This is a genomic window from Paenibacillus rhizoplanae (assembly GCF_042684125.1).
GTDB lineage: Bacteria > Bacillota > Bacilli > Paenibacillales > Paenibacillaceae > Paenibacillus_AQ > Paenibacillus_AQ rhizoplanae.
Genome location: NZ_JBHUKY010000014.1, coordinates 114,342 through 136,978 on the forward strand (window position 1 = coordinate 114,342; position 22,637 = coordinate 136,978).

Genomic DNA, 22,637 nt, shown 5'->3' on the forward strand with positions numbered 1-22,637 from the left:
CTTAATTATAATTAATTTTAAACTCTTTTGCATCATATTTTTGCAAAATTCGACAAAGTTTGCAGTCGAGATAACGACGGCGGTTAAACTCATTTTCATAGATTGATCAAGACAACTTGACCAATATAGGCTATGCTAAGGTCAACTGTCCAAGTAGATGAGGAGGATGCATATGATCAGGAAGTCGGCCATTCTTTGTTCTATTATATTTGCGCTTCTGCTAACGGCCTGTGGAAGTAACAACAGTAATTCTGATAGCGCTAACAATGCAGCAGCCGGGAGCAATCTGACAGCGGAGGAAGAACTCGTGATTACGGCCACCAATTATAGCTTTGACCAGCCGGAATACCATTTGAAGAAGGGCGTCCCTGTCAAAATCATCTTCGAAAATGAGAGCGGCAATCACGGGATACTGATTCCGGAGATGAAGCTGCGGCTGGATGCCAAGAACGCCTCGCAGGTTGTGCTGCCCGAGGAAGCCGGAACCTTCGAGATGACCTGTGCCATCATGTGTGGCTCCGGCCACAGCGGAATGACTGCTAAGATTATTGTCGAGTAGGCGGCGTGGATCAGCCCTCTTACCCATCTGCCTGCTTCGGGGGCGGCGAATTGAGGCGACTTCAGGTGCATTAAGTGCACCTTATTCGCTCCTTTGAAGCTGGTTCCGCAAATTCAAGCGCACTAGTGCACCTCATTCGCTCCTTTGGGCTGATTCCCGCGAATTCAGGTGCATTAGTGCACCTCATTCGTTCCTTTGTGGTTGCTTCCGCGAATTCAGGTGTATTAATGCTCTTCATTTAATAACCTGTAAACTGTATCCGGTCCACTTACCCTCGCCCGGCACATTGTAATCGGTTTTTCGATTACATTTGGTCCGTGACACCCCGGCGTGCCCATCTATACAACAAATAAGCCGGCCAGGACGATGTCCCGGCCGGCTATTCATGTTAATTACTCTTACTTCACACCCTTGCTCCGGCCTGAAATGTCCAGCCAGACGGCGATGACCAGGATCGAGCCTTTGACTACATACTGCCAGAACGACTCCAGTCCCATCAGCGACATTCCGTTATCGAGCGAGGTCATGACCAGCGCTCCGATCAGAGCGCCGATGACCGTTCCGGCTCCGCCCATCAGCGAAGTGCCGCCGATGACGCAGGCGGCAATGGCGTCCATCTCGGCCATATTGCCTGCGGTAATGGTCGCCGAGGCCAGGCGGGAGGTCAGCACAATGGCGGCGATGGAACCGAGCAGTCCGCTGAGGATGAAGACCAGCATCGTCTTGCGCTTGATGTTGATCCCCGAGAGCCGCGCAGCCTCAATATTGCCGCCGATGGCGTAGATATGGCGGCCGAAGGTCGTCTTGGTGGACAGGAAGTAGAAGATGACCGCCAGCACAATGACGAAGATGATCGGGAACGGAATCCCTTTGTAATTGTTCATCAAGGCCACGAAGACTACCACCAGCAGGGACAATCCTGTTACCTTCGCAATGTCCATGCTGAGCGGGGCGACGGTGAACCCGTATTTCTTGCGGGAGCGCCGCTTCGTGAACGCGCTATACAGCAGCAGAGCCACTGCGAGCACGCCCAGAATGATTCCGAAGCCTGAGGCAAAATAGGCATTGCCGAGCAGCGCCAGCACCGGATCAGATACCGGAATGGTCATCGATTCGGTCACGCCCATCAGCACCCCGCGGAACACCATCATCCCGCCGAGGGTGACGATGAAGGCGGGGATCATTTTATAGGCGACCAGCCAGCCCTGAACCAGACCCAGCACCGCACCTGCGGCCACGGTACCGAGAATGACCACGATAGCGGGCAGCTCCAGCCAATTGCTGAGAATCGCCGCCATCCCGCCGGTCAATCCGACAATAGAGCCGACGGACAGATCAATATGGCCCGCCACGATAACCAGCACCATGCCAATGGCGAGTATAGAGGTCACCGACATCTGCGTGAACAGATTGGACAGGTTCCGCGAGGTCAGGAAGGTCGGATTCAGCACGCCGAACAGGACCCAGATCAGAATTAATGCACCAATCATCGTATAAGCACGCATATCCATTTTGCCGAACAGGGTGCGCAAGCGCGATCCTCCGGCGGCCGGAACCGTTTCAGGTTCCTTAAGCTCTTTTTGCAGCTGCATCTCTATCTGCCTCCTGTGGCGGCCAGCATAATATTCTCCTGTGTTGCCTCGCGCCAGTCATATTCCCGTACCAGTTGTCCTTCGCACATCACCAGAATCCGGTCGCTCATCCCCAGCACCTCGGGAAGCTCGGAGGAGATCATTATAATAGCCACTCCTTGTTCGACCAGCTTGTTCATCAGGTTATAGATTTCGTACTTCGCCCCGACATCGATGCCCCGGGTGGGTTCGTCCATAATCAGAATCTTGGGGTCACTCATCAGCCATTTGCCGATAACCACCTTCTGCTGGTTGCCCCCGGAAAGTGTGCCGACCAGTGTCTCCAGCGAAGCTGTTTTCGTCTTCAGATCCTTCACATACTGCTCAGACCACTTGATCTCCTCATTCTCATTGATCACTCCGAGCCTTGAGACCTTGCCGAGTGTGGCCAGCGTCGTATTGCGCTTGACATCCATCCCCATCACCAGCCCCTGGCGCTTGCGGTCTTCCGTGACCAGAGCAATCCCGGCCTTGATCGCTCCGGCAATCGAACGGATCTTGACCGCCTTGCCTTCGATCAGCACCGTGCCTTCGCTTCTTCCGCCATACGCGCCGAACAGGCTGCTGACCAGCTCTGTCCGTCCGGCCCCCATCAGCCCGGCAATGCCCAGAATCTCGCCTTGACGGAGCGTGAATCCTATATCCCGGAGCACCTTCTGCTGACGCTTCTCCGGGTGCCAGACATTATAGTCTGCGACTTCAAGCACCTTGTCCCCGGGTGAATGCGGGACGCGCGGATAGCGCTCTGTCAGCTCACGGCCGACCATCAGCGATACCACCTGATCGTCGTTCGTCTCCTGGCGCTCCAGGGTAGCCACCGTCCGCCCGTCACGCAGCACGGTAATCGAATCGGCCAGCGCGAACACCTCGGGCATTTTGTGGGAGATATAGACACAGGTCACACCTTCGCGCCGCAGCTGATTCAGAATGCCCATCAGGATGGACACCTCACTCTCGGTCAGCGCCGCTGTCGGTTCATCCAGAATGAGAATCCGTGTATGCTTGGAGAGCGCCTTGGCGATCTCCACGAGCTGCTGCTGGCCGATGCCCAGATTGCCGATCTTCGTATCCGGCGACAGGTTCAGCCCGACCTTCTTCAGCCACAGCGAAGCCTGATGGTACAGCTCATTCCACTGAATCGCCCCGCGCTTCACCGGCTCTGCCCCCAGGAAAATATTCTCGCCGACCGTCATCTCCTTCACGAGTGCCAGCTCCTGATGGATAATCGCAATACCAGCCTTTTCAGCATCGGTAATTTGGTGGAATGACTTCTTCTCCCCGCCGATGCGGATTTCGCCTTCATATGTCCCCGCAGGGTACAGTCCGCTCAGCACCTTCATCAGCGTGGATTTGCCTGCGCCGTTCTCCCCGCATAAGGCGTGAATCTCCCCTTGCTTCACCTTGAAGTTCACATGGTCCAGCGCCTTCACGCCGGGGAAGCTCTTGCTGATCTCTACCATTTCAAGTACATCCATGCCTGCCGTTCCTCCTTCCGTCCTTCAAGCAGCAAGCAGATGCGGATTTCGCCACTGGCGCCGCATCTGCTTGCCGAACAGGCTGCCCTTATTGTTTCGGCCACTGGTCCTTAGGAACGTTCTTGTAAACTTCCTCCAGCTTGTGGAAGCCATCCTTGATCAGCACATCCAGGTTATCCTTGTTGACGGCAAGCGGATCAAGCAGCACCGATGGAACATCAATTTTACCGTTGTTAACAGTCTTTTCTGTCGAAATCGCTTCGCCCTTGGCAGCCGCCACCGCCATTTCCGCCGCCTTGGTGGCAATCGCGTTGATCGGCTTGTAGACCGTCATCAGCTGCGTGCCCTCGGCGATGCGCTGTACTGCGGCAAGGTCAGCATCCTGGCCGGATACTGGAATTTTACCCGCCATGCCCTGCGCCGTAAGCGCCTGGATCGAACCGCCCGCTGTTCCGTCGTTCGCAGCTACCACGCCCTGTACATCGTTATTGTTCGCTGTCAGCGCATTCTCCATGTTCTTCAGCGCTTCTTCAGGCTTCCAATCCTTGGAGAACTGGTCGTAGACGATTTTGATATCGCCCTTCTCTTCCAGCGGCTTCAGAATATTCATCGCGCCTTCCTTGAACATGTGGGCATTGTTATCGGTATCCGCGCCGCCGATGTAGACGATGTTGCCCTTGGGAGCCTTATCGATGACCGCCTGAGCCTGGAATTCACCGACACGCACATTATCGAAGGAGATGTAATAATCCACCTCGGAATTGTTAATCAGCCGGTCATAGGCAATGACCTTGATGCCTTCCTTATGAGCCTTATCCACGATAGGAGCCGTAGCCTCCGCATTATGGGCAATGACCACGAGCACATCCACTCCCTGGGAGATCAGTTGCTCCGCCTGGCTTAGCTGGGTAGCATCATCCCCATTTGCGGCCAGCACCTTCACTTCGCCGCCAAGCTCCTGCACTTTTGCTGTGAAAATATCCCGGTCCTTCTGCCAGCGCTCCTCCTTTAAGGTATCCATGGACATGCCGATGACAATTTTGTCGCCATCCTTGGCTGCGCCTGCTGACTCTTTCTTCTGATTGTCACCATTCGAGACCACACCGCAGCCTGCCATCGATGCAGCCAGCACCATCGCCGCCAGCCCGAGGGAAATTGCTCTTCCGTATTTTCTCACTATCTCTACGCCCCTTTTCGTTAGCCCTATATTTGATTGCGCTTACAAAAAAAGTGTAGCATGGAAAAACCGCTCCGGGAGCAGCGATTCCCTGCACTTATTTGCCCAACACCCGCATTCTTGGTCTTGCCTGCTGTAATGTAATTCTCCGCCCCGGCTTTCATAGGATAATCCGGGGCAACAGCACAAAAAAGTCCTTGCTCACTCAGCAAGGACCCGGTTTCTCCTGCTGCTGGCGGAATTCGCTTGGCGTCATCCCTGCAGCCTTCTTGAAGACCCGGCTGAAATAATTCGGGTCCTTATAGCCTACTTCATAGCAGATCTCCTTCAGGTTCAGCTGATCCTCAGAGATCAGGCGTTTCGCTTCATTAATCCGCAGCCGTGTGACATAGTCAATGAAGGTATCCCCCTCATGCTGCCGGAATAATTTGCTGAAATAATGCGGGCTCAGGTTTACATATTCAGCCGTCTGCTCCATGGAAATGTCCTCTTTATACTTCTGGCTGATATAGAGGAGCGCCCGCTGATGCACATGAGACCGGTGATGCTCCTGCTCCTCCTCCAGACCATCGATCAGCCGCTCCAGCCAGGACTCCGCGCTTAACCGCAGAGAGCGCGGATCTTCCGCTGCGTTCAGCGAAGCCAGCAGCTCCGCACCGGCTGTGGAGTGAACGCCTCTGGCCAGGAACAGCAGCAGGCCGGTTACCTCCCCCCGCACAGCGGACAGCGGCTGCTCCCCTCCTTGCTCGAAGGAGTCATACAGGAGGCTGAAGCGCTGGGCGGCCTCCTGCTTGCTGCGCTGAAGCAGGGCGGTAAGCAGCTTCTTCTCTTCATCGAGAGAGACCGCCGTCTGCCCCGAGCTCTGGATCATATCATCATAATGATGCACACCGAATGAATGCTGGTGATCCGCACATACACGGACAGCTTCGCGGTAAGAGCGGCTAAGTCCGTCCCAGCCTTCGCGGATCGAGCCGATGCCGATGCCAAGGGGCAGGCCGAAGCGCTCCCCGGCATAGGTGCGGAGCCGCTCCCCCCAGTCCAGCGAGCTGACACGCTGGGAATATCCGGTCCTCCCCGGCGGCAAGGGAATGAACAGCGCCAGCTGATGCCCGGCCAGCGGTCCGGCGAGGCAGCCCAGTCCTGTTTTGGCAAACTGCTTAACCGCCTCATAGATCTCCCGCTTGGACTGCCGGAACGTCTCCCAGCCCGTCTCCCCGTGCCGGGGAAAGGACAGGACCATCGCGTAGCCCTTGCTGAAATGCAGCTCCAGCAGCCCGGCCAGCTGCTCCGGCTCCAGATCCTGCACATGCTCGAGCATCAGCATCAGGGTCAGCTCATTCTCGGCCAGCGGCAGCAGATGGGCCAGCTTTTCCTGCAGCTCCAGCTGTTCATTCCTGCGCCGCCGCTCCTCCTCGATGACCGCCATCAGCTTCCTCAGCACCTCCGCAACCTCTTCCCGCCGGGCCGGCTTCAGCAGGTAGTCGCGCACACCCAGCAGCAGCCCCTCCTTGGCATACGCGAAGTAGTCATGGGCCGTAATCATCACAATCTGCGCCGCCGGAAGCTTCTCCCGAATCTGCCGCACCGCCTCCAGCCCTTGAATACCAGGCATCTTAATATCCATGAAAATCATATCCGGCCGGTGCTCCTCTGCCAGCTCAATCGCCTTCCGCCCGTTCCCGGCATGCAGGAATTCGAACGTGTCCGGGATAAGATGCCGGATCATCAGCTCCAGCCCCTCCCGCTCCAGTGCTTCATCATCTGCGATCAGCAGCTTGTACATCGTTATCGCTTCCCCCTTCACTTCAGGTGAGTGCCTCTAGGCCGAGGTCCGGAAGGGCAGCCGGAACAGCACCGCCGTCCCCTGCCCTTCACTGCTGTTGATCTCGATGAGCTGCTGGCCGTCGAAGAATAAATGCAGTCTTTTAAAAACATTATGTGTCCCAAGCCCGGTAGACTGGCCCTTGCCGCTAAAATGCGGCGCCTCCTGCTGAATCGATCCCATCAGCCGGGCTACCGTCTCGCGGTTCATACCCGCTCCGTTATCGCTGATCACAATCTCCACCTGCCCGCTGCGGTAACGGATGGACAGCGTAAGTATAGCCCCCTCCTCCATCTGCTCCAGACCGTGAACGAAGGCATTCTCGAAGATCGGCTGCAGCGTCAGACAGGGCACCATCCCGTCCATCGCCTGCTCATCAATCTCCATCTCAAAAGCAATCCGGTCCCGGAAGCGGGCCCGCTGGATATTGATATACTCGTTCACATGCTCGACTTCCTCGCGCAGCGGAACGGCCTGGTCCAGCTTTTGCAGATTGTAGCGGAGCAGACGCGAGACCGACACGGTCAGATCGCTGGTTCTCGCCGCCCCTTCCAGATACGCAAGCTTGGCGATGGAATTCAGTGTGTTGAACAGGAAATGCGGATTGATCTGGCTCTGCAGCATTTTCAGCTCCAGCTCCTTGACCAGCCGGTCCTTCTCCGCACTCTTGATGTTCTCCTTCATCAGCTCCTGGATATTATCGATCATCCCGTTAAAAGCGCGGCACAGTATGCTGATCTCATCGTTATTGACGCTCTCCGGCGCCTTAGTATCCATCCGTCCCTTCGAGATTTGCTTGGCCGTTGCCACCAGGCGGCGGATCGGTCCGGTAATGCTGCTGGACAGCCAGACCGCCATACAGATGCTAAGCAGCGCCGCAGTGATCACCAGCAGACTGCCCATCCGGTTCAGCTTCGCTGTCGTGGACATAATCTCCACATAGATCGGCTTATATTGGTCAAGCTCCAGATCGACCAGCTCCTGGGCCTCCTCGCGGATGAACCGCTGCGTCTGCTCCGCCTCGATATAGGCACCTGCGAGTGAATTCGCATCCTGTCCGTCAATCTCCGTGATCATCTGGCCTGCCTGCTCCACAAAAGTATCAATAAGGTGGCTGTAGTTCATCAGCGGAAGGCCGCTGCCCCCGATGGTCGCCATCCCGTCCAGCCTGCTGCGCAGCTCCAGCACCGCGCCCAGATGCTTCTCCACCTCCGGGAAGCTGTCCGTATCCACCTGCATAATGAAGCGGTTCAAGGAGCGCATATTCTCGCCGACCTCATAGGATACCTCCTTATACAGCATGATCCGGTTCATCATCAGATGGTAGCTCTCCTGCACATTCTTCCCGCTCTGGAACAATACGAAGGAGACCGAGCTCATCAGCAGCACCAGCAGCGGAATGCAGATCAGCAGCTTCAGGCGGATACTCATAAGCTCTCTCCCTCCTGCACATTGATCTTATCCAGCACCTTCACACCGGTATAGTACCGGGGCTGTAACTCAGCACCATTAAAATAATCATAGAGCAGCCGGACCGCCATATTCCCCATCAAATAAGGCTGCTGTGCAACAGTCGCTGTGATCGCTCCCCGGCTGATGGCATCCAGCGTCTCCGCCTGATTATCGAAGCCGATAATGGTCAGCGGACCGCGTTTCAGGCTCCTCGATGCCTGCAGAACACCGAGCGCATCGGTTGAACTGGTGCCGACCATGATATCAATCTCCGGATGATACCGCAGCATATCTGCCGCCTGCTGGATTGCCTCCATATGCGAGATGTTGGAGCTGCGGACATCGACAATCTCCATGCCACTGTAGTCCTTTACGATATTTTTTAGGCCATCCAGACGCTGAAGCTGATTCTTGGCCAGCTCGCTGCCGATGATTACGCCTATTTTTCCTTTCCCGCCGGTCGTCTTCACTACCATGCGCCCCAGCGCCTCACCGGCTGCTACATTGTCGGTCCCCACATAGGCCAGTCTCCGGCTGGCCGGAGCATCCGTGTCAATCGTAATCACCGGAATCCCCCGGTTCACGGCCTTATCAATCACCGGCGTGAACTTCTCGTCGTTGAGTCCCTGCACGATAATCGCATCTGCTTGGGCGGCAATCGCTTTTTCCAGCAGGCTGATCTGCTCCTCCATGTTATTGCGCACCGGGCCCGTGAATTCGATCTCTATCCCGTATTTCGCTGCTGCCTCCGCCGCCCCCTTCTCGACCATCTCCCAGTACGGGTGGTACCGCTCCTGCTCGATCAGCACAATATGATATCCGGGCTTGTCCTGACTGGGCTGACCGCTTAATTCCTTGACGATATTGCCCATCCGGGCAGAATGATGCGCGAAGCCTATAAACAAATATGACAGCAGTATAAAAAGCACAACAACCCCTGCGCCGCTGACCCATTTCTTATCCATCCCGTTCACCTCAACCAACATCCTACCCCGGGTTGTAACCGGTTGCAATACTTATTATGTCAAAACCACTCCATGCAGGGGGACAGTTAGGCTATGTACTCCTCGTAGATACGTTCGAACTTATTTAGTTAGCTCACAGCCGGTGGATTCAGGGGCCCACTTGTGCTCCTCATTTGCTCATTTAACTAACTTCCGCTCGATTCAGGGGCACTTGTGCTCTTCAATGTGGCCTGTGCTCGCCGAATGTTGCACTTTTTGCTGGATTTCTAACGGATTGCAGCTTGAGAACGCCAAATGTTGCACTTTTTGCAGGAATGTTACCAGTGGAGCAGTTGTTGGTTGAGATATGTTGCATTCTAGGCAGGATTTCCCACAATTTGCTGCCTCTGAGGTACGAATGTTGTATTTAGTGCAGGATTTATCCACTACTTCACTCCAGCCAAGTTTAGAGCAGCAGCCCTCATCAGGAGGAATCCGTCCCCCGTCCCTGCACAGCAGAAAAAGCCGTTCTAAGCATTCCTGCTTATAACAGCTCTTCCTGTGATGCATCCGCCATTCAACTGTCCTGTTCGATCAGTTGAATCCATTCATTATATTCACTCTGCAGCTTGGCATATTCCGCCTGCAGGCTGTGATGCTCCTGGGACAGCTTCTCCAGCTCACCCTGCTGCAGCTCGAACTTGGCCTGAATCAGCCGCAGCTGGCCTTGGACCATCTCATAGCTCTCGCCGATCTCATCCAGCTGCTGCGCCGCCTCGGTGCGCGAGCGGCTGACTGCTTCCGCCTGGGCTTCAGCCTCCCCGGCCTCCTGCTGCCAGATCTCAATCTCCTCGCGCAGCTGTGCTTCCTGCTCGTTCCACTGCTGCTCGCGCTGCTGAAGCTCCTCATATTTCTGCTTCCAGGTAGCTTCATACTCCCTGGTCTCGCGGAGTGTTTCCTGTTGCTCCGCCGCCGTAGCGGCAGCTTCACGGCCTGCCTCATACAGCTCTTCCAGACGCCGCGCGGTTTCCTCACCTTCAGCTTCCAGCAGCTCGCAGCGTTCCTTCAGCTGCTCCCCGTCCTGCAGAATCTCGTCGTACTGGGCGATTAGCTCTTCATAACGGACCCGCAGCGCAGCCAGTTCCTTACCGGCTGCCTCTGCTGCCTCCTGCTGAACGGCAAGCTCCTGCTCTGCTTCGGCACGCAGCCTCGCTTCCTGGTCAAGCTGCTGAACCATACCGTCTGCCTGTCCGCGAAGGGTCTCCACTTCGCGCTGTAATGCTGCTGACTTCTCCCCTTCTTCCAGAAGGTTCATCTCGAGCTCGCTGATATCCTCCATATGTTTGTTCGCGCGCTCCTGCCAGGAAGCCGCTTCCTGTGCCGTACGGTCGAATTCGACCTGCGTCCGGCTGAGCTGCTCTGCGGTCTCCCGCAGAGATTTACGCAGTGCTGCCGCTTCTTCCTGCGTCAGCTCATAACGCTGGCGCAGCCCTTCCAGCTCATCGTTCAGCAGATTGCCAAGCTCCGTGGCTGTGTGCAGCTCCTCAAGCGCCGTGCTGAGCTTGTCCGCCGTCTCTTGCAGCGCGCCGCGCAGCTCTGCTGCTTCGCTCTCTACAGCCTCATAGCGCCGGCGTGCTTCCTCCAGCTCGGCGCTATGCTGCTGCGCCCCCTCTGCTGCGAGCCGCAGCTCCTCTCCGAGCTGCTCCTCCCGCTTCAGCACAGCCTCGTACTGTGCAAGCAGCGTCAGCCGCGCATCGCGTTCGCCCTTAAGCCCGGCCTCCGCCGCCCGCAGCCGGGACTGGAGCTGCCCGGTTCCGCCGCGCAGCTCACCAAGCTGCTTCTCCAGCTCCTGAAGCTGCTGCTTGTGCCGGTGCTCCTGCGTCCCTTGCGTCTGCCGCAGCTCCTTATTCTTGGCCAGCTCTTTCTCATGCGCTTCCCGTTCCCCGGTAAGCTCACTTGTGAGCGCAGCCTTGGTATCCGCCAGCTCCTTGCTTAACGTGGAGCGGATCTCCACAATCTCGCTGCCCATCGACTCCCGGGTCTCATGCAGCTCCTGCTCCAGGGCAGACAACGTCTCTGTCTTCTCGCGCATTAGCGTCTCGCGCAACTGCTCCAATTCCTGCAGGTGGGCAGACTTCATCTCTTCCAGCTGCTGCAGCCGCATGGCTTCTGCGGCTTGCAGCTCCTGCCGGGCCGCCTCACGGCTTGCGGCCTGCTCTGCTTCATGACCCTCGCGCAGCGCCTTAAGCTCGGCCTCGCGCGCCTTCAGCTCCTGCACCAGCTGCTCGCGGCCGGCGGCCGCAGCCTGCTTCTCTTCCTCCAGCAGCTGTGTATGCAGCTGCCGCTCCTGCTCCTGCTGCTCCAGATGCCGTGACCGTTCTTCTTCGGCGGCAGCAATCAGCCGCGCCGCCTCTTCCTTCGCGGCCGCTTCCAGCTTCTCATATTCTTCCTGCTGTTCACGCTGCGTTTCCTGAAGGCGTGACACCTCTACACGAAGCTCGGTACGTTCACCGGTCAGCATATTCAGTTCATTCTTGAAATCCTGAACCTGGATCGCCTGCTCTGCCATATGTACAGCTGTAAGCACCGCAATCCGCGGCGTATCCAGTCTGGAATGTGATTTCGATATTGCACGCATATGCTCATCGACATGACGGGCAACCTGTTTCATATATTCTGTGCTGCTTCCGACAAGCTTGTAGGAAGTTCCGTATATCTCCACGGCGACACGGGTCCGGTCCATAGCCACAGTTGTGCCCTCCTTTGTATGTGTGCGGATTCTAAGTTGGTTTCTTTGCTCTTGCTCCTATTGTAGCGTGATTTCCTGACCTTTGGCAAAAGCACGTGTCCATTGCATTTAATTGCATGTTCCTTCGCACCTCACAAGGGTACAGAAAAGCCGCAGCGAATCTCTGTTTCTAATTGGATTCGCTGCGGCTTTGCACAATTCCTGCTATTTTCTTAATTCTGCGCCAAAAGTTTGTTCAAGCGCAGAGACCACTTTGTCATGGACTTCCACAACTTCTTCATCGGTCAGTGTATGCTCGGTATGACGGTACAGCAGCGACAGGGCAACACTCTTCTTGCCTGCCTCCATCTTGCCTCCTGTGTAGACATCGAATACCTGCACATTCTGCAGCAGAGTGCCGCCATGCTCACGGATGGCCCCGATCAGATGCCCTGCCGGAACTGCATCATCCACTACCACCGCAATGTCCCGCTCCATGCCCGGGAAGCGGTGAAGCTCGCTGTACTGCAGCTGGGCGCGCGCCGCATCATAGAGAGGCTGCAGCAGGACTTCGGATACATACGTATCCTCCAGATCCATCTGGCGTTGCAGTTCGGGATGAAGCTGCCCCATCGTACCGATCTTCACGCGGCCCTCTGCCTGAAGCAGATAGATGGAAGCGGAGCGTCCCGGATGATAGCCTTCAGGCGCATCCCCTTCATAGACTACGCGATCCGTAAGGCCCAGATGCGCAAATACCGTCTCCAGCGCACCCTTAAGGTCGAAGAAGTCCACCGGCTCGGCAGTCACGTTCCACTGCTTGGCTGCACGCGTACCGCTCAGCAGCAGCCCCAGCACCGGCAGCTCGCTCGGCTGGCGGGTAAGCTCTTCCTCCTCCGTGAAGAACACATTGCCGATTTCGAACAACGCCAGATCGCCTTGGCGGCGGTTCGTGTTGTAGAGGGCGATATCCAGCAGCTGCGGCAGCAGGCTGGTACGCAGCACGCTGCGCTCCTCGCTCATTGGCATGGCCAGCTTCACTGACTGCTTGCCTTCCGCCAGCATAGGGAAGAGCTTGCTCTGCTCCGGCTGAATGAAGGAATAGCCCATAACCTCCTGATACCCGCCCAGCGAGAGCAGGCGGCGCAGTTCGCGGCGCAGGGACTGCTGTCTGGTAAGCGCGCCCGGTGTTGTTGTGCCTTCGATCAGGGTGGTCGGAATGTTATCGTAGCCGTATAAGCGGGCGATCTCTTCAATCAGATCCACATCCTGGGTAATGTCTCCGCGCCGTGTCGGTACCTCGACTTCAACGATTCCCTGGGCCGCATCACCACACTTGAAGTGCAGACGTCCGAACAGGGTTTTCACTTCCAGCAGTGACAGATCCGTGCCGAGATAGCGGTTCAGCTTCTCCAGCGATAATGGCAGCACCTTCTCCTGACCAAAGACGCTGCCAGCCTGGACAACCCCTTCATGCACCATTCCTCCGGCATACCGGGCAATCAGTGCAGCCGCACGGTTAAGCGCAGGGATGACCGCGTTCGGGTCCACTTCCTTCTCGAACCGCTGGGAAGCTTCCGAGCGCAGACCCAGCTGACGCGAGGTCTTGCGTACAGTTCCCCCGTCGAACTTGGCGGACTCCAGCACAATATTGACGGTGTCTGCGGTAACCTCTGTAGAGAGTCCGCCCATCACTCCGGCCAGGCCAATTGCGCCTGAACCATCGGCAATAACCAGCATCTGCGGCTCCAGCTTGCGATCTTGTCCGTCAAGGGTAACCAGTCCTTCCCCTTCACGGGCAAACCTTACACCGATGGTTCCGCCCTGGAGCTGCCCGCCGTCAAATGCATGCAGCGGCTGTCCGTATTCCAGCATCACATAGTTGGTGATGTCTACGATATTATTAATCGGACGTACCCCGGCCGCCATCAGGCGGTTCTGAATCCACAGCGGGGACGGCGCGGTCTTCACTCCGGCAATATAACGCACGGCATAATGGCTGCAGAATGCCTCGTCCTCAATTGTAACCGTGATGGAGTCCGCTGCCTTGCCGCCCGTTTCCACGAGCTCTGCCGTCGGATCAGCCAGCTTCAACTCGCGGCCCAGCACCGCGCTTACCTCATAAGCGGCACCGATCATGCTCAGGCAGTCGGAACGGTTCGGCGTCAGGTCGAAATCAAGGATTTCGTCATTCAGTCCAAGCACCTTAAGAATATCCTGGCCCACCTCTGTATGCTCAGGCAGCACGAGAATGCCTTCCTGCAGCTCTTTGGGCAGCAGCTTGTCGTTGAGGCCCAGCTCTTTGGCCGAGCAGATCATCCCCTGCGACAGCACACCGCGCAGCTTGGCTTTTTTGATCTCCAGGCCCGGCAGCTTGGCGCCTACCAGCGCGACCGGAACCTTCTGCCCAGCCGCGACATTCTTCGCTCCACAGACGATCTGCAGATCCTCGCCCTGCCCTGCATCGACGATACAGATATTCAGCTTATCGGCGTCCGGGTGCTTCTCTTTGGATTTCACGTAGCCGGTCACAATCCCGGAAATCCCTTTGTTGCGGCGTTCTACTCCGTCAATCTCGATGCCGGCGGTGGTGATTTTGTCCGCCAGCTCATCTGCGGTCACCCCTTCCAGCGATATATAATCGGCCAGCCAGGCGGTTGATACTTTCATAATCGCACACTTCCTTTTTGTTTCAGATGTATTGATCTCCATGGCGGTTGTGCTGGGGTCGCCGGACATCCATGAAAAGATATTGCGCTCCCTAGCTCACTTTGGAGCATTCTGCACTAGCAGAACCTCCAGAGAATATTTGGACTTCCGGCCGCTGTTGTGTTTGGATTTCCTGATTAGAACCGCTTCTCGCGGTAGAAATCCAAACACAAAGGCGGACGCTGCCGCTCCTACAGTTCCAAAATTCCCCTCCGGTTCTTCTATTACAGTCTTAGATACAAAGTAACCCAGTACCTCATTACCTTTTCATACAAGCGTCCAACACGCGCCCGCGCACACCCGCCAAATCCCTAAATACCCTTGAACTGCTTCACAAAGCCCATATCATTCGTGTAGAAGTAGCGGATGTCATCGATGCCGTACTTCAGCATCGCGATCCGTTCAGCGCCCATGCCGAACGCGAAGCCGCTGTAGACTTCAGGATCGTATCCGCCCATCCGCAGCACATTGGGGTGCACCATACCGGCGCCGAGAATCTCCAGCCAGCCGCTCTGCTTGCAGAGCCGGCAGCCTTCGCCGCCGCATTTGAAGCAGCTTACATCCACCTCAACGCTAGGCTCGGTGAACGGGAAGAAGCTTGGACGCAGGCGGATGCCTGCACTAGGACCGAACATCTCCTTCATGAACTGCTGCAGGGTGCCCTTCAGGTCGCTCATGCGGATATTGCGTCCGATCACCAGACCTTCAATCTGATGGAACTGGAAGGAGTGGGTCGCATCGTCATCGTCACGGCGGAATACTTTGCCCGGACAGATCACTTTGACCGGAGTCTCACCATTCATCGCCTGCATGGTACGGATCTGAACCGGCGAGGTCTGTGTGCGCATCAGAATGTCTTCCGTAATATAGAAGGAATCCTGCATATCGCGGGCCGGATGGTTCTTCGGAAGGTTAAGCGCCTCGAAGTTGTAATAATCCGTCTCTACTTCCGGTCCTTCCGCAACCTGGTAGCCCATGCCGATGAAAATATCCTCGATCTCCTGGATCACCCGGCTGAGCGGATGAATCCCGCCCTGCGGCAGGCCGCGGCCTTGCAGGGTTACATCAACCTTCTCCGCATTCAGGCGATTCTGAGTCTCCTGCTGCTGGAACAGCTCCTGCTTGGCGCCGATCACCTCTTCAATGGCGCTGCGCACCAGATTGGCCACCTGGCCGATCACCGGACGCTCCTCCGCGCTTAGTCCGCCCATACCGCGCAGAACCTCTGTGAGCTCGCCTTTTTTGCCAAGGTATTTGACGCGCAGGTCATTCAGAATCTGCGGATCGGATACCGCCTGCAGCTTCGTCAGTGCCTCAGCCTTCAGTGCTTCCAATTTGTCTTTCATGGCTTGTACTGCCCCCTCAAATCTCGTATTGTTCAACAAAAAAAGGCCTTTCCTCCCGGTAAAGGGACGAAAAGACCGTGGTACCACCCTTGTTAGACGGCCGTACGCTTCCCTTAAGAGCAATATTCCCTCTTTCGGTGCGGCAAAGACCTGTCTCACTTTATACAGAAATAACGGTCTGCGGCCGGTCTCCCCTACTAGCACTCTTCAAGGAAGCCTTGAAGCACATTCAGGGAACTGCTCCGGAGTGAACTTCGGCAGCTCTGCTCTCTTAGAAACGCTCTCAATCTGCGGCGCTTCCTCCCTGTAAGCCAGGCACTGCGTACTCTTCTCCATCAATGCATTTTGCGGATGATTAACATAAACTTCGATCTTCTGGTTCAGAAGATATGTCTATTCATTATATGCAAAAACTGCCCGTTTGACAAGCAGCGCAAATTCCGCTTATTTTTTATCTTCTTTTAAGCTTCCTTTAAGCTTCAGCGCGGTTTGACGGCTTTTTTTTCAGCGGACATTCAGTCAATGTTGATATTTTGCCTTATGAGATCATAGAAGGAGGGAATTACATGCTTACACGAAAAAAAGCATTTGTTCTGCTGCTGCTCAGCACATTTGCCGCAAGTCAGACCGCAGGAAGCCCGGGAACCACGGCCTATGCTGCTTCATCCGGTTCAATGGCTGCCACAGCAGCAAGCACCGGCACGGAAATCTCCACACTTAACGGTCTAAGTGCGCTCAGGCTCGGCACCGCGCTTCAGGTGAAGCTGAGCCATGTAGGGATTCAGAGCCAAACCGGCGGCAATATTCTCACCTACACGCTTACCTATACCAACAATGCCGGCAGCAGTGTCAATCTGGCGGACTATTTCTCCAAAATTGTAACTGCGGGCGGCAGCGTCATCAAGGGAATACCGGTCAGCGCAGACAGCACGGTCAAGAAAATCCCCGCAAAGCAGAGCACCAGCCTTACATACTACGCGAATATTGGAACAGCCGCCTCCGTCAAAGGGCTCAAAATCAACATCTACGGCTGGAATTTCAGCGCCGCTAATTATGAACAGCGCATAGGCACATTCACGGTTCCTTCCAATTATTCACTGTCCTCGCTTACAGGGGAGACCCGGAAGGTTGAACTCGGCGGCATTACAGCCGGCACCAAAGCCGAGTCCGTGCAAATCTACAAATATAACGGCAAAGTCTATGCCAAGGTCGGGCTTAGCCTAACCAATCTGGGTACCAAGGTGCTTACAGATCCGGGCTATACCTTGTACCTGAAATCCTCGGGCGGCTCTGTCTTCACACTTACACTGGATGACAGCAGCTCCGAGTTCAAGCTTCAGCCTCAGGAGAAAAAGACGCTCTATTATATGACCGAGATTCCCTCCTACATGAATGTCACCCGGATGACGCTGCAGATCGCCAAGCTGGATGAAGGACTCAAGCTGTACTTGCCTGTCTCTTCCTACGCACTTCCGGCTGCCGTAACCGCAGATTTCACCGTAGCGGCGGGTTATACCAAAAAGGTCTCCATCGACAGCAATTTGGTGGACATGCAGCTGCTGAAGGTAAGTGTGCATGCGGATAACGGCAATGGTGTCTGGAGCTATCAGCTCCGGGTGAAGAATACCGGCAGCACAGCGGTCACTTTGCCTGCTTATGAGCTTAACGTCAAGTCGGCGGAAGGCTATAGCTTCCCGGTGACGGCCACTGCCTTGAGCAGCCTGACCCTGAAGCCGCTGGAAGAAAAGCTGATTGAGCTGAGCGCCAGTGTTCCGCTGGAGCTGGCCCAGAATTCGCTGGAGCTGCGAATGATTGCTCCTGCAGCCAGCGCGGATAAGATAACGCTGCCTGTGGCCTATTTCCGCATCCCTTATACGCCGGAGAGCCAGATTCATCTCGCCGCCGAGACCAGCGTAACCAATACCTACGGTACCTTCGCTGTCTCTCTGGACTCCCTGCTGCGTCTGCCTTGGGGCAGCGAGGATCTGGTACAGGCCAGTCTGACGATACGCAATGCAACGTCCAAGACCATTACCTTACCTGCTTTTACCGGAATACTCCTGGTGGATCAGAAGGATCTCACTTCCTCTGCACAGACTTATACGGACAACAGCTCTTCGGTGCTTGCCCCTGGTGCCAGCACTCAGATAACGGTTCAAGGCCATATTCCATACACCCTGGATTTCAGACAAGTCAAGCTCATCCTCCAGGAGACCAAGGGTACAGAAGTGTCACAGTTCCTCTCTCTCAGCACAAGCGACAGTGCCATTAAGAGTGTAGCTCCGCTGGATGCAGGGGAAGCCTTCAAGATCACGGCCACCGGCAAAAAAGCCACCGTGAAGGAACGTTCCACCCTCCTGTATACAGGAACCGGCTCGAACCTGCTGTACAGCGAAGTGGAAATGAACAGCGACGAAGTCCGGCAGGCAGATCTGGCCCGTCTGTACGGGCAGTTCAGGACTGCTGACGGGCAATATTTTGAAGCAACCGCCAACCAGTCTGAGCTGCCTACCAGCCCTGAAGGCAAAACACTGGTTACCTTCTGGGCAAAAGTCCCGGCTGCTCTGGACACCGCAGGTCTTCAGCTGTATATCAGCCAGGCGATTGCGGACGGCAAGCTGACTGCCGCAGGAACGGCTGCGACGGGATATGTGAATACTGCAGCGCTGACACTGGCTCCGGCAGAGGTTACGCCTTTGAACAATCTGGCTTCCGTTCCAATCTTCCCTTATACCCTGGCAGTTACCAGCTCTACAGGGGAACTCACCAAGGGCGCAAGCAGCATTGCTGTGACGTTCAATTACAACCTCAATCAGGATACTGCCTATCAGACAGGCGCTTACCAGCATAAGCTCATCCTTCAGGTTATAGATCCTTATGGGCAGTCTCACGAGAAAGCACTGACGCTTGGCACCGACTTGACACTGGGAACAAACAGCTCTTATTCTACGACCCTTACCAGCGTCCTGTTCAAAAATCTCAGCTCCGGCACCTACGCCCTTAAATTCTACGATGAATTCCAGGGAATGCGGACGGAGCTCGCCAGTCAGGCCTATTCCCTTGAGGTTACCGCCAAAGCAACCACCTCTTCCTCCGAAGGAGCTGCCCAATGAACAAGAAGAAGCTTATCATTATCGCTTCAGCTATTATTATCGTTGCTATTGCCGGGATTGCGGGCTATAGGCTCTGGCCGGATCAGAACCGGCAGATCAATGCCGCTCCGCTGAATACGGCAGTTGCCAGTAAGGGAGATATCCTGGTGGGAGTCTCAGGTTCAGGTGCAGTATCGGCGATCAACAGCGAGAGCATCCGCACCAAAGAAGCCGGTAAAGTTGATACGGTCCTGGTTAAGAAAGGCGATGTCGTCAAAAAAGGCGATGTGCTGATCACATTTGTGGCGGGCGATATGGATGACAAGCTGAAAGAAGCCACAAAGTCACTGGAGAATCTCAAGACAGAGCTGGAGAATAAACAGGAGAGCTACAAGACGCTGGCTATGAATAACGCAACAGATGAAGAGCTGGATTCGGCAAAAAAGGCCATTGATAAGGCCAATAGCGATATTGTGGACGGGCAGGAATCCATCGCTGCCATCCATGAAGATATGGCTCCGCCTGATCCGCTGACCGCTCCGATCGATGGAACGATCACTGCCGTGAATATTACAGACGGCGAACAGGCCCAGAATGGTGCAGAGCTGTTCACAATGACCGACTATGTTAACCTGAGCGTAACGGTGCAGGTAGACGAGCTGGATATCCCCCAAATCAAGCTGGATCAAGCCTCTACGATCACATTGGATGCGCTTGAGGACAAGGCGTTTACCGGCAAGGTCATAGATATCGCCAAAGAAGGTACCTCTTCTAACGGTGTCTCCCTGTTTAACGTCACTGTAGGATTAAATGACTCGGAGGGTGTGCTTATCGGCATGTCTGCGGAGGTGGCGATTACAATCGAAGAGAAGAAGGATATTCTGACCGTTCCCATCGAAGCTGTAACGAAGATAAACGGAAAATCCTTCGTCAATGTGCCGGGGACCGGGGATGAACAAGCTGACACAACGGACAGAGGTGCGGCTGATTCCAAGTCCTCTGCTGGCGCGGATTTCCCCGGCAGAGCAGCCGGAAGCAGAGGGGCAGCCGGTTTCGCCTCAGGCATGAAACGAGTGGCCGTAGAGACCGGTATCCACAACGAGAGCAGCATCGAAATCGTCAGCGGCTTAAGTGAAGGGGATGAAGTGATCCTCCCGACCGTGATCTCCTCAGGCAATGCTACCTCCCCGCAGCTTCCGCAGCAAGGCGGCATGGGCGGTATGGGTGGCTTCGGCGGCGGAGGAATGACCGGCGGAGGTGCTGGCGGCGGGATGGGCGGCTTCGGCGGCGGCGGTAGCGGGGGTAGCGGCGGCGGCTTCAGCGGTGGAGGTGGCGGACGATGATCTCACCAGAGCCGCTGATCCGGGTTGAGAATATGCAGCATAGCTACACGATGGCCGGAGAATCGATGACGGTTCTGAGGAGCCTGAGCTTCAACATTAATCACGGTGAATTCGTTGCGATCATCGGCCCGTCAGGGTCAGGCAAGTCCACCCTGATGAACATGCTGGGCTGCCTGGATGTGGCTAATGAAGGCGATTATTTCCTGGACGGCCAGGAGATCCGCAGGCTGTCTGACAACAGGCTGGCCCAGATCCGCAACGAGAAGATCGGCTTTATATTTCAGAACTTCAATCTGCTGCCGAAATTATCAGCGGTAGAGAATGTGGAGCTGCCCTTGATCTACCGGGGAATGTCCCACAGGGAGCGCAGAGAAATTGCCCGCAGTGCCCTGGTCCGGGTAGGTCTGGAGAGCAGAATGAATCACCGTCCCTCCGAGCTGTCCGGAGGCCAGCAGCAGCGTGTCGCTATTGCCCGCGCTCTTGCCGGAACCCCTCCTATTCTTCTTGCCGATGAGCCCACCGGAGCGCTGGACTCCAAGACAGGCCGGGAAGTTCTGCAGATGATTAAGGAGCTCAACGAACAGGGGCATACCATTATTCTGATCACGCATGACCTGGAGATTGCCGAGCAGGCCAAACGGATTATCCGGATTCAAGACGGGGATCTTGTAGAGGATCGGAAGGTGGCACATTCATGATGCTGTACCAGAGTATGAAAATGGCCTTCAAAAGTATCCTGAGCAGTAAAATAAGAGCCTTTCTTACCATGCTGGGCATTATTATCGGGGTCTCCTCCGTTATTGCACTTGTCGCTGTGGGTCAGGGCACCACCTCGCAGATTACAGAGTCCCTAAGCTCCCTGGGAACCAACCAGCTGACTGTCAACATTATGGGCCGCGGAGCCACCACTTCGCTAACTTACGAAGAAGCCTTGGCCCTCGGTGAGATTGAAGGGGTGGACAATGTATCCCCGGTCATCACCGGAAACGTTACCGCCAAGTACGGAACCGAGAACGTTTCCGTATCCGTAGAAGGCATTACACCTGCCTACGAAGAGGTCCAGGATTTCCATGTACAATCCGGAAGATTTCTGCTTGAGATGGATACAGAATACCGGCAGAAGGTTGCGTTAATCGGATCAGATACAGCGGAGGATCTATTCGGTACAGATAATCCTGTAGGCCAAAAGGTACAGATCAACGGAAGCAGCTTCAAGATCGTCGGGCTGCTGGAGAGTAAAGGCTCCACCAGCGTCGGCTCAAGCGACGAGAAGCTGCTGATCCCCATCTCTACAGCCGAACGGTTCCTGCAGAGCAAGGGAGTCCGCTCCATTACCCTCACAACCACTTCCAATGACAATGTGGATGATGTCAAAACCAAGCTGGAGGCCAGCCTTACTGCCAAATTCAGTGCAGCCGAGAATGCCTACTCTGTCTTTGATTCCCGGGAGATGCTGGAAACGGTAAATGAGACCAGCGCTACTCTGTCCATGGCACTTGGCGGTATCGCCGGTATCTCGTTATTTGTAGGCGGGATAGGGATTATGAACATTATGATTGTCTCAGTCAATGAGCGAACCAGAGAGATAGGCATCCGCAAGGCCATCGGGGCCAAAAAAAAGAATATTATGATGCAGTTCATGATCGAATCCGTGGTCTTAAGCGGAACCGGAGGCCTGATCGGAGTCGCACTGGGACTTGGCGCCAGCTGGGCTGTCGGTAATTATACCGCCTTGAATGTGGCGCCCTCCTGGAATATGGTGCTGATCTCCTTTTCATTCTCCTTGATCATCGGTGTCCTCTTCGGAATGATTCCTGCAAGCAAGGCTGCAAGAATGCGCCCTATTTATGCACTGCGCAACGAATAGCATCATCCTATTGCAGATTACACTCTGCTGTTCAATCCGCCAGTCTCAGATCTATGGGACTGACGGATTTTTCTATTATATTTTTAATGCACAATTGATACCAAAGGGGTATCGTTTGCAGTAAAAGTGGGTAATAGGACTCTGAGGTCAGAATACCTTTTACATAGAAGTAAGATATACATAATAGTTCTTTGTTTCGGCTGTAACTGATATGTCTCCACTCTTCCCTTCCGGCTCCAGGGTCCGCTTCACGGCCTGTACAACCGGCAGCGGAAGCTGACGGGGCTTATTATTTTTTCAGCAATTGCTCTGCTTAAGGGATGTCCTATATACTGGTGAAAAGAAACCGCGACCTAACCGGAAACTATTCTTTCCATTGCCTCCTTCTTCCCCTGCTTGCTAGGACTCGCTAACGTATACTCTCTTACATGCCTGCATGAAGCCATATTCCGCATAAGGATTCGTTTCGCATGCACCAAAGCTACACCA

Annotated in this window: 14 protein-coding genes and 1 other annotated feature; of the genes, 5 read left to right on the forward strand and 9 right to left on the reverse strand. The window is 55.3% G+C overall.

Translation table 11 applies throughout. From position 1 onward, the window contains the following. Window positions 1–172 precede the first annotated feature (172 nt). Complete coding sequence (locus tag ACFSX3_RS05950; protein WP_209991487.1) at window positions 173–559, forward strand: cupredoxin domain-containing protein; 387 nt, start codon at window positions 173–175, stop codon at window positions 557–559. Window positions 560–957: 398 nt separating this feature from the next. Here ACFSX3_RS05950 and ACFSX3_RS05955 read toward each other — a convergent pair whose 3' ends face one another. The 9 genes from ACFSX3_RS05955 to pheS form a co-directional block, all read right to left on the reverse strand. After that, window positions 958–2,151 carry a sugar ABC transporter permease gene (locus ACFSX3_RS05955; RefSeq protein ID WP_209991488.1) on the reverse strand — a complete coding sequence of 398 codons (1,194 nt, stop codon included), beginning with the start codon at window positions 2,149–2,151 and terminating at the stop codon, window positions 958–960. Window positions 2,152–2,153: 2 nt separating this feature from the next. Further along, complete coding sequence (locus ACFSX3_RS05960) at window positions 2,154–3,665, reverse strand: xylose ABC transporter ATP-binding protein (RefSeq protein ID WP_209991489.1); 1,512 nt, start codon at window positions 3,663–3,665, stop codon at window positions 2,154–2,156. 88 nt (window positions 3,666–3,753) lie between these two features. After that, on the reverse strand, window positions 3,754–4,800 hold the full coding sequence (xylF, locus tag ACFSX3_RS05965; RefSeq protein ID WP_209991519.1) for a D-xylose ABC transporter substrate-binding protein: 1,047 nt from the start codon (window positions 4,798–4,800) through the stop codon (window positions 3,754–3,756). A gap of 247 nt (window positions 4,801–5,047) precedes the next feature. Further along, window positions 5,048–6,628 carry a helix-turn-helix domain-containing protein gene (locus tag ACFSX3_RS05970; RefSeq protein WP_209991490.1) on the reverse strand — a complete coding sequence of 527 codons (1,581 nt, stop codon included), beginning with the start codon at window positions 6,626–6,628 and terminating at the stop codon, window positions 5,048–5,050. Window positions 6,629–6,664: 36 nt separating this feature from the next. Beyond that, window positions 6,665–8,098 (reverse strand): sensor histidine kinase, encoded by a 1,434-nt coding sequence (locus ACFSX3_RS05975; protein WP_209991491.1) that lies wholly within the window; start codon window positions 8,096–8,098, stop codon window positions 6,665–6,667. Next, a complete protein-coding gene (locus ACFSX3_RS05980; RefSeq protein ID WP_209991492.1) occupies window positions 8,095–9,084 on the reverse strand; it encodes a sugar-binding protein in 990 nt (329 codons plus the stop codon). Before ACFSX3_RS05980 ends, ACFSX3_RS05975 begins: the two co-directional genes overlap by 4 nt. A 556-nt stretch (window positions 9,085–9,640) precedes the next feature. After that, window positions 9,641–11,812, reverse strand: coding sequence for a hypothetical protein (locus ACFSX3_RS05985; RefSeq protein WP_209991493.1), 2,172 nt, complete (start codon window positions 11,810–11,812; stop codon window positions 9,641–9,643). A gap of 204 nt (window positions 11,813–12,016) precedes the next feature. Continuing rightward, window positions 12,017–14,461 carry a phenylalanine--tRNA ligase subunit beta gene (pheT, locus tag ACFSX3_RS05990; RefSeq protein ID WP_209991494.1) on the reverse strand — a complete coding sequence of 815 codons (2,445 nt, stop codon included), beginning with the start codon at window positions 14,459–14,461 and terminating at the stop codon, window positions 12,017–12,019. Window positions 14,462–14,811: 350 nt separating this feature from the next. Further along, window positions 14,812–15,846, reverse strand: a complete 1,035-nt coding sequence (gene pheS, locus ACFSX3_RS05995) for a phenylalanine--tRNA ligase subunit alpha (RefSeq protein ID WP_209991495.1) — start codon at window positions 15,844–15,846, stop codon at window positions 14,812–14,814. Window positions 15,847–15,905: 59 nt separating this feature from the next. Continuing rightward, window positions 15,906–16,194 (reverse strand) — a binding site (T-box leader). A 218-nt stretch (window positions 16,195–16,412) separates the two neighbouring features. Here pheS and ACFSX3_RS06000 point away from each other — a divergent pair. The 4 genes from ACFSX3_RS06000 to ACFSX3_RS06015 are packed head-to-tail and all read left to right on the forward strand — an operon-like array spanning window position 16,413 to window position 22,148. Then, the gene (locus ACFSX3_RS06000) at window positions 16,413–18,959 is read left to right on the forward strand and encodes a hypothetical protein (RefSeq protein WP_209991496.1); all 2,547 of its coding nucleotides are present in this window, start codon (window positions 16,413–16,415) and stop codon (window positions 18,957–18,959) included. Next, window positions 18,956–20,281, forward strand: coding sequence for an efflux RND transporter periplasmic adaptor subunit (locus ACFSX3_RS06005; RefSeq protein WP_209991497.1), 1,326 nt, complete (start codon window positions 18,956–18,958; stop codon window positions 20,279–20,281). Before ACFSX3_RS06000 ends, ACFSX3_RS06005 begins: the two co-directional genes overlap by 4 nt. After that, window positions 20,278–20,979, forward strand: a complete 702-nt coding sequence (locus ACFSX3_RS06010; RefSeq protein WP_379257189.1) for an ABC transporter ATP-binding protein — start codon at window positions 20,278–20,280, stop codon at window positions 20,977–20,979. Before ACFSX3_RS06005 ends, ACFSX3_RS06010 begins: the two co-directional genes overlap by 4 nt. Next, window positions 20,976–22,148, forward strand: coding sequence for an ABC transporter permease (locus ACFSX3_RS06015; protein ID WP_209991498.1), 1,173 nt, complete (start codon window positions 20,976–20,978; stop codon window positions 22,146–22,148). The genes ACFSX3_RS06010 and ACFSX3_RS06015 overlap by 4 nt, the downstream gene beginning before the upstream one ends. Window positions 22,149–22,637: the final 489 nt, after the last annotated feature.

Excerpts from the sequence above, each read along its gene's own strand:
- ACFSX3_RS05950 (WP_209991487.1), top strand. The coding sequence starts at position 173 with ATGATCAGGAAGTCGGCCATTCTTTGTTCTATTATATTTGCGCTTCTG.
- ACFSX3_RS05955 (WP_209991488.1), bottom strand. The coding sequence starts at position 2,151 with ATGCAGCTGCAAAAAGAGCTTAAGGAACCTGAAACGGTTCCGGCCGCC.
- ACFSX3_RS05960 (WP_209991489.1), bottom strand. The coding sequence starts at position 3,665 with ATGGATGTACTTGAAATGGTAGAGATCAGCAAGAGCTTCCCCGGCGTG.
- xylF (WP_209991519.1), bottom strand. The coding sequence starts at position 4,800 with ATGGTGCTGGCTGCATCGATGGCAGGCTGCGGTGTGGTCTCGAATGGT.
- ACFSX3_RS05970 (WP_209991490.1), bottom strand. The coding sequence starts at position 6,628 with ATGTACAAGCTGCTGATCGCAGATGATGAAGCACTGGAGCGGGAGGGG.
- ACFSX3_RS05975 (WP_209991491.1), bottom strand. The coding sequence starts at position 8,098 with ATGAGTATCCGCCTGAAGCTGCTGATCTGCATTCCGCTGCTGGTGCTG.
- ACFSX3_RS05980 (WP_209991492.1), bottom strand. The coding sequence starts at position 9,084 with ATGGATAAGAAATGGGTCAGCGGCGCAGGGGTTGTTGTGCTTTTTATA.
- pheT (WP_209991494.1), bottom strand. The coding sequence starts at position 14,461 with ATGAAAGTATCAACCGCCTGGCTGGCCGATTATATATCGCTGGAAGGG.
- pheS (WP_209991495.1), bottom strand. The coding sequence starts at position 15,846 with ATGAAAGACAAATTGGAAGCACTGAAGGCTGAGGCACTGACGAAGCTG.
- ACFSX3_RS06000 (WP_209991496.1), top strand. The coding sequence starts at position 16,413 with ATGCTTACACGAAAAAAAGCATTTGTTCTGCTGCTGCTCAGCACATTT.
- ACFSX3_RS06005 (WP_209991497.1), top strand. The coding sequence starts at position 18,956 with ATGAACAAGAAGAAGCTTATCATTATCGCTTCAGCTATTATTATCGTT.
- ACFSX3_RS06010 (WP_379257189.1), top strand. The coding sequence starts at position 20,278 with ATGATCTCACCAGAGCCGCTGATCCGGGTTGAGAATATGCAGCATAGC.
- ACFSX3_RS06015 (WP_209991498.1), top strand. The coding sequence starts at position 20,976 with ATGATGCTGTACCAGAGTATGAAAATGGCCTTCAAAAGTATCCTGAGC.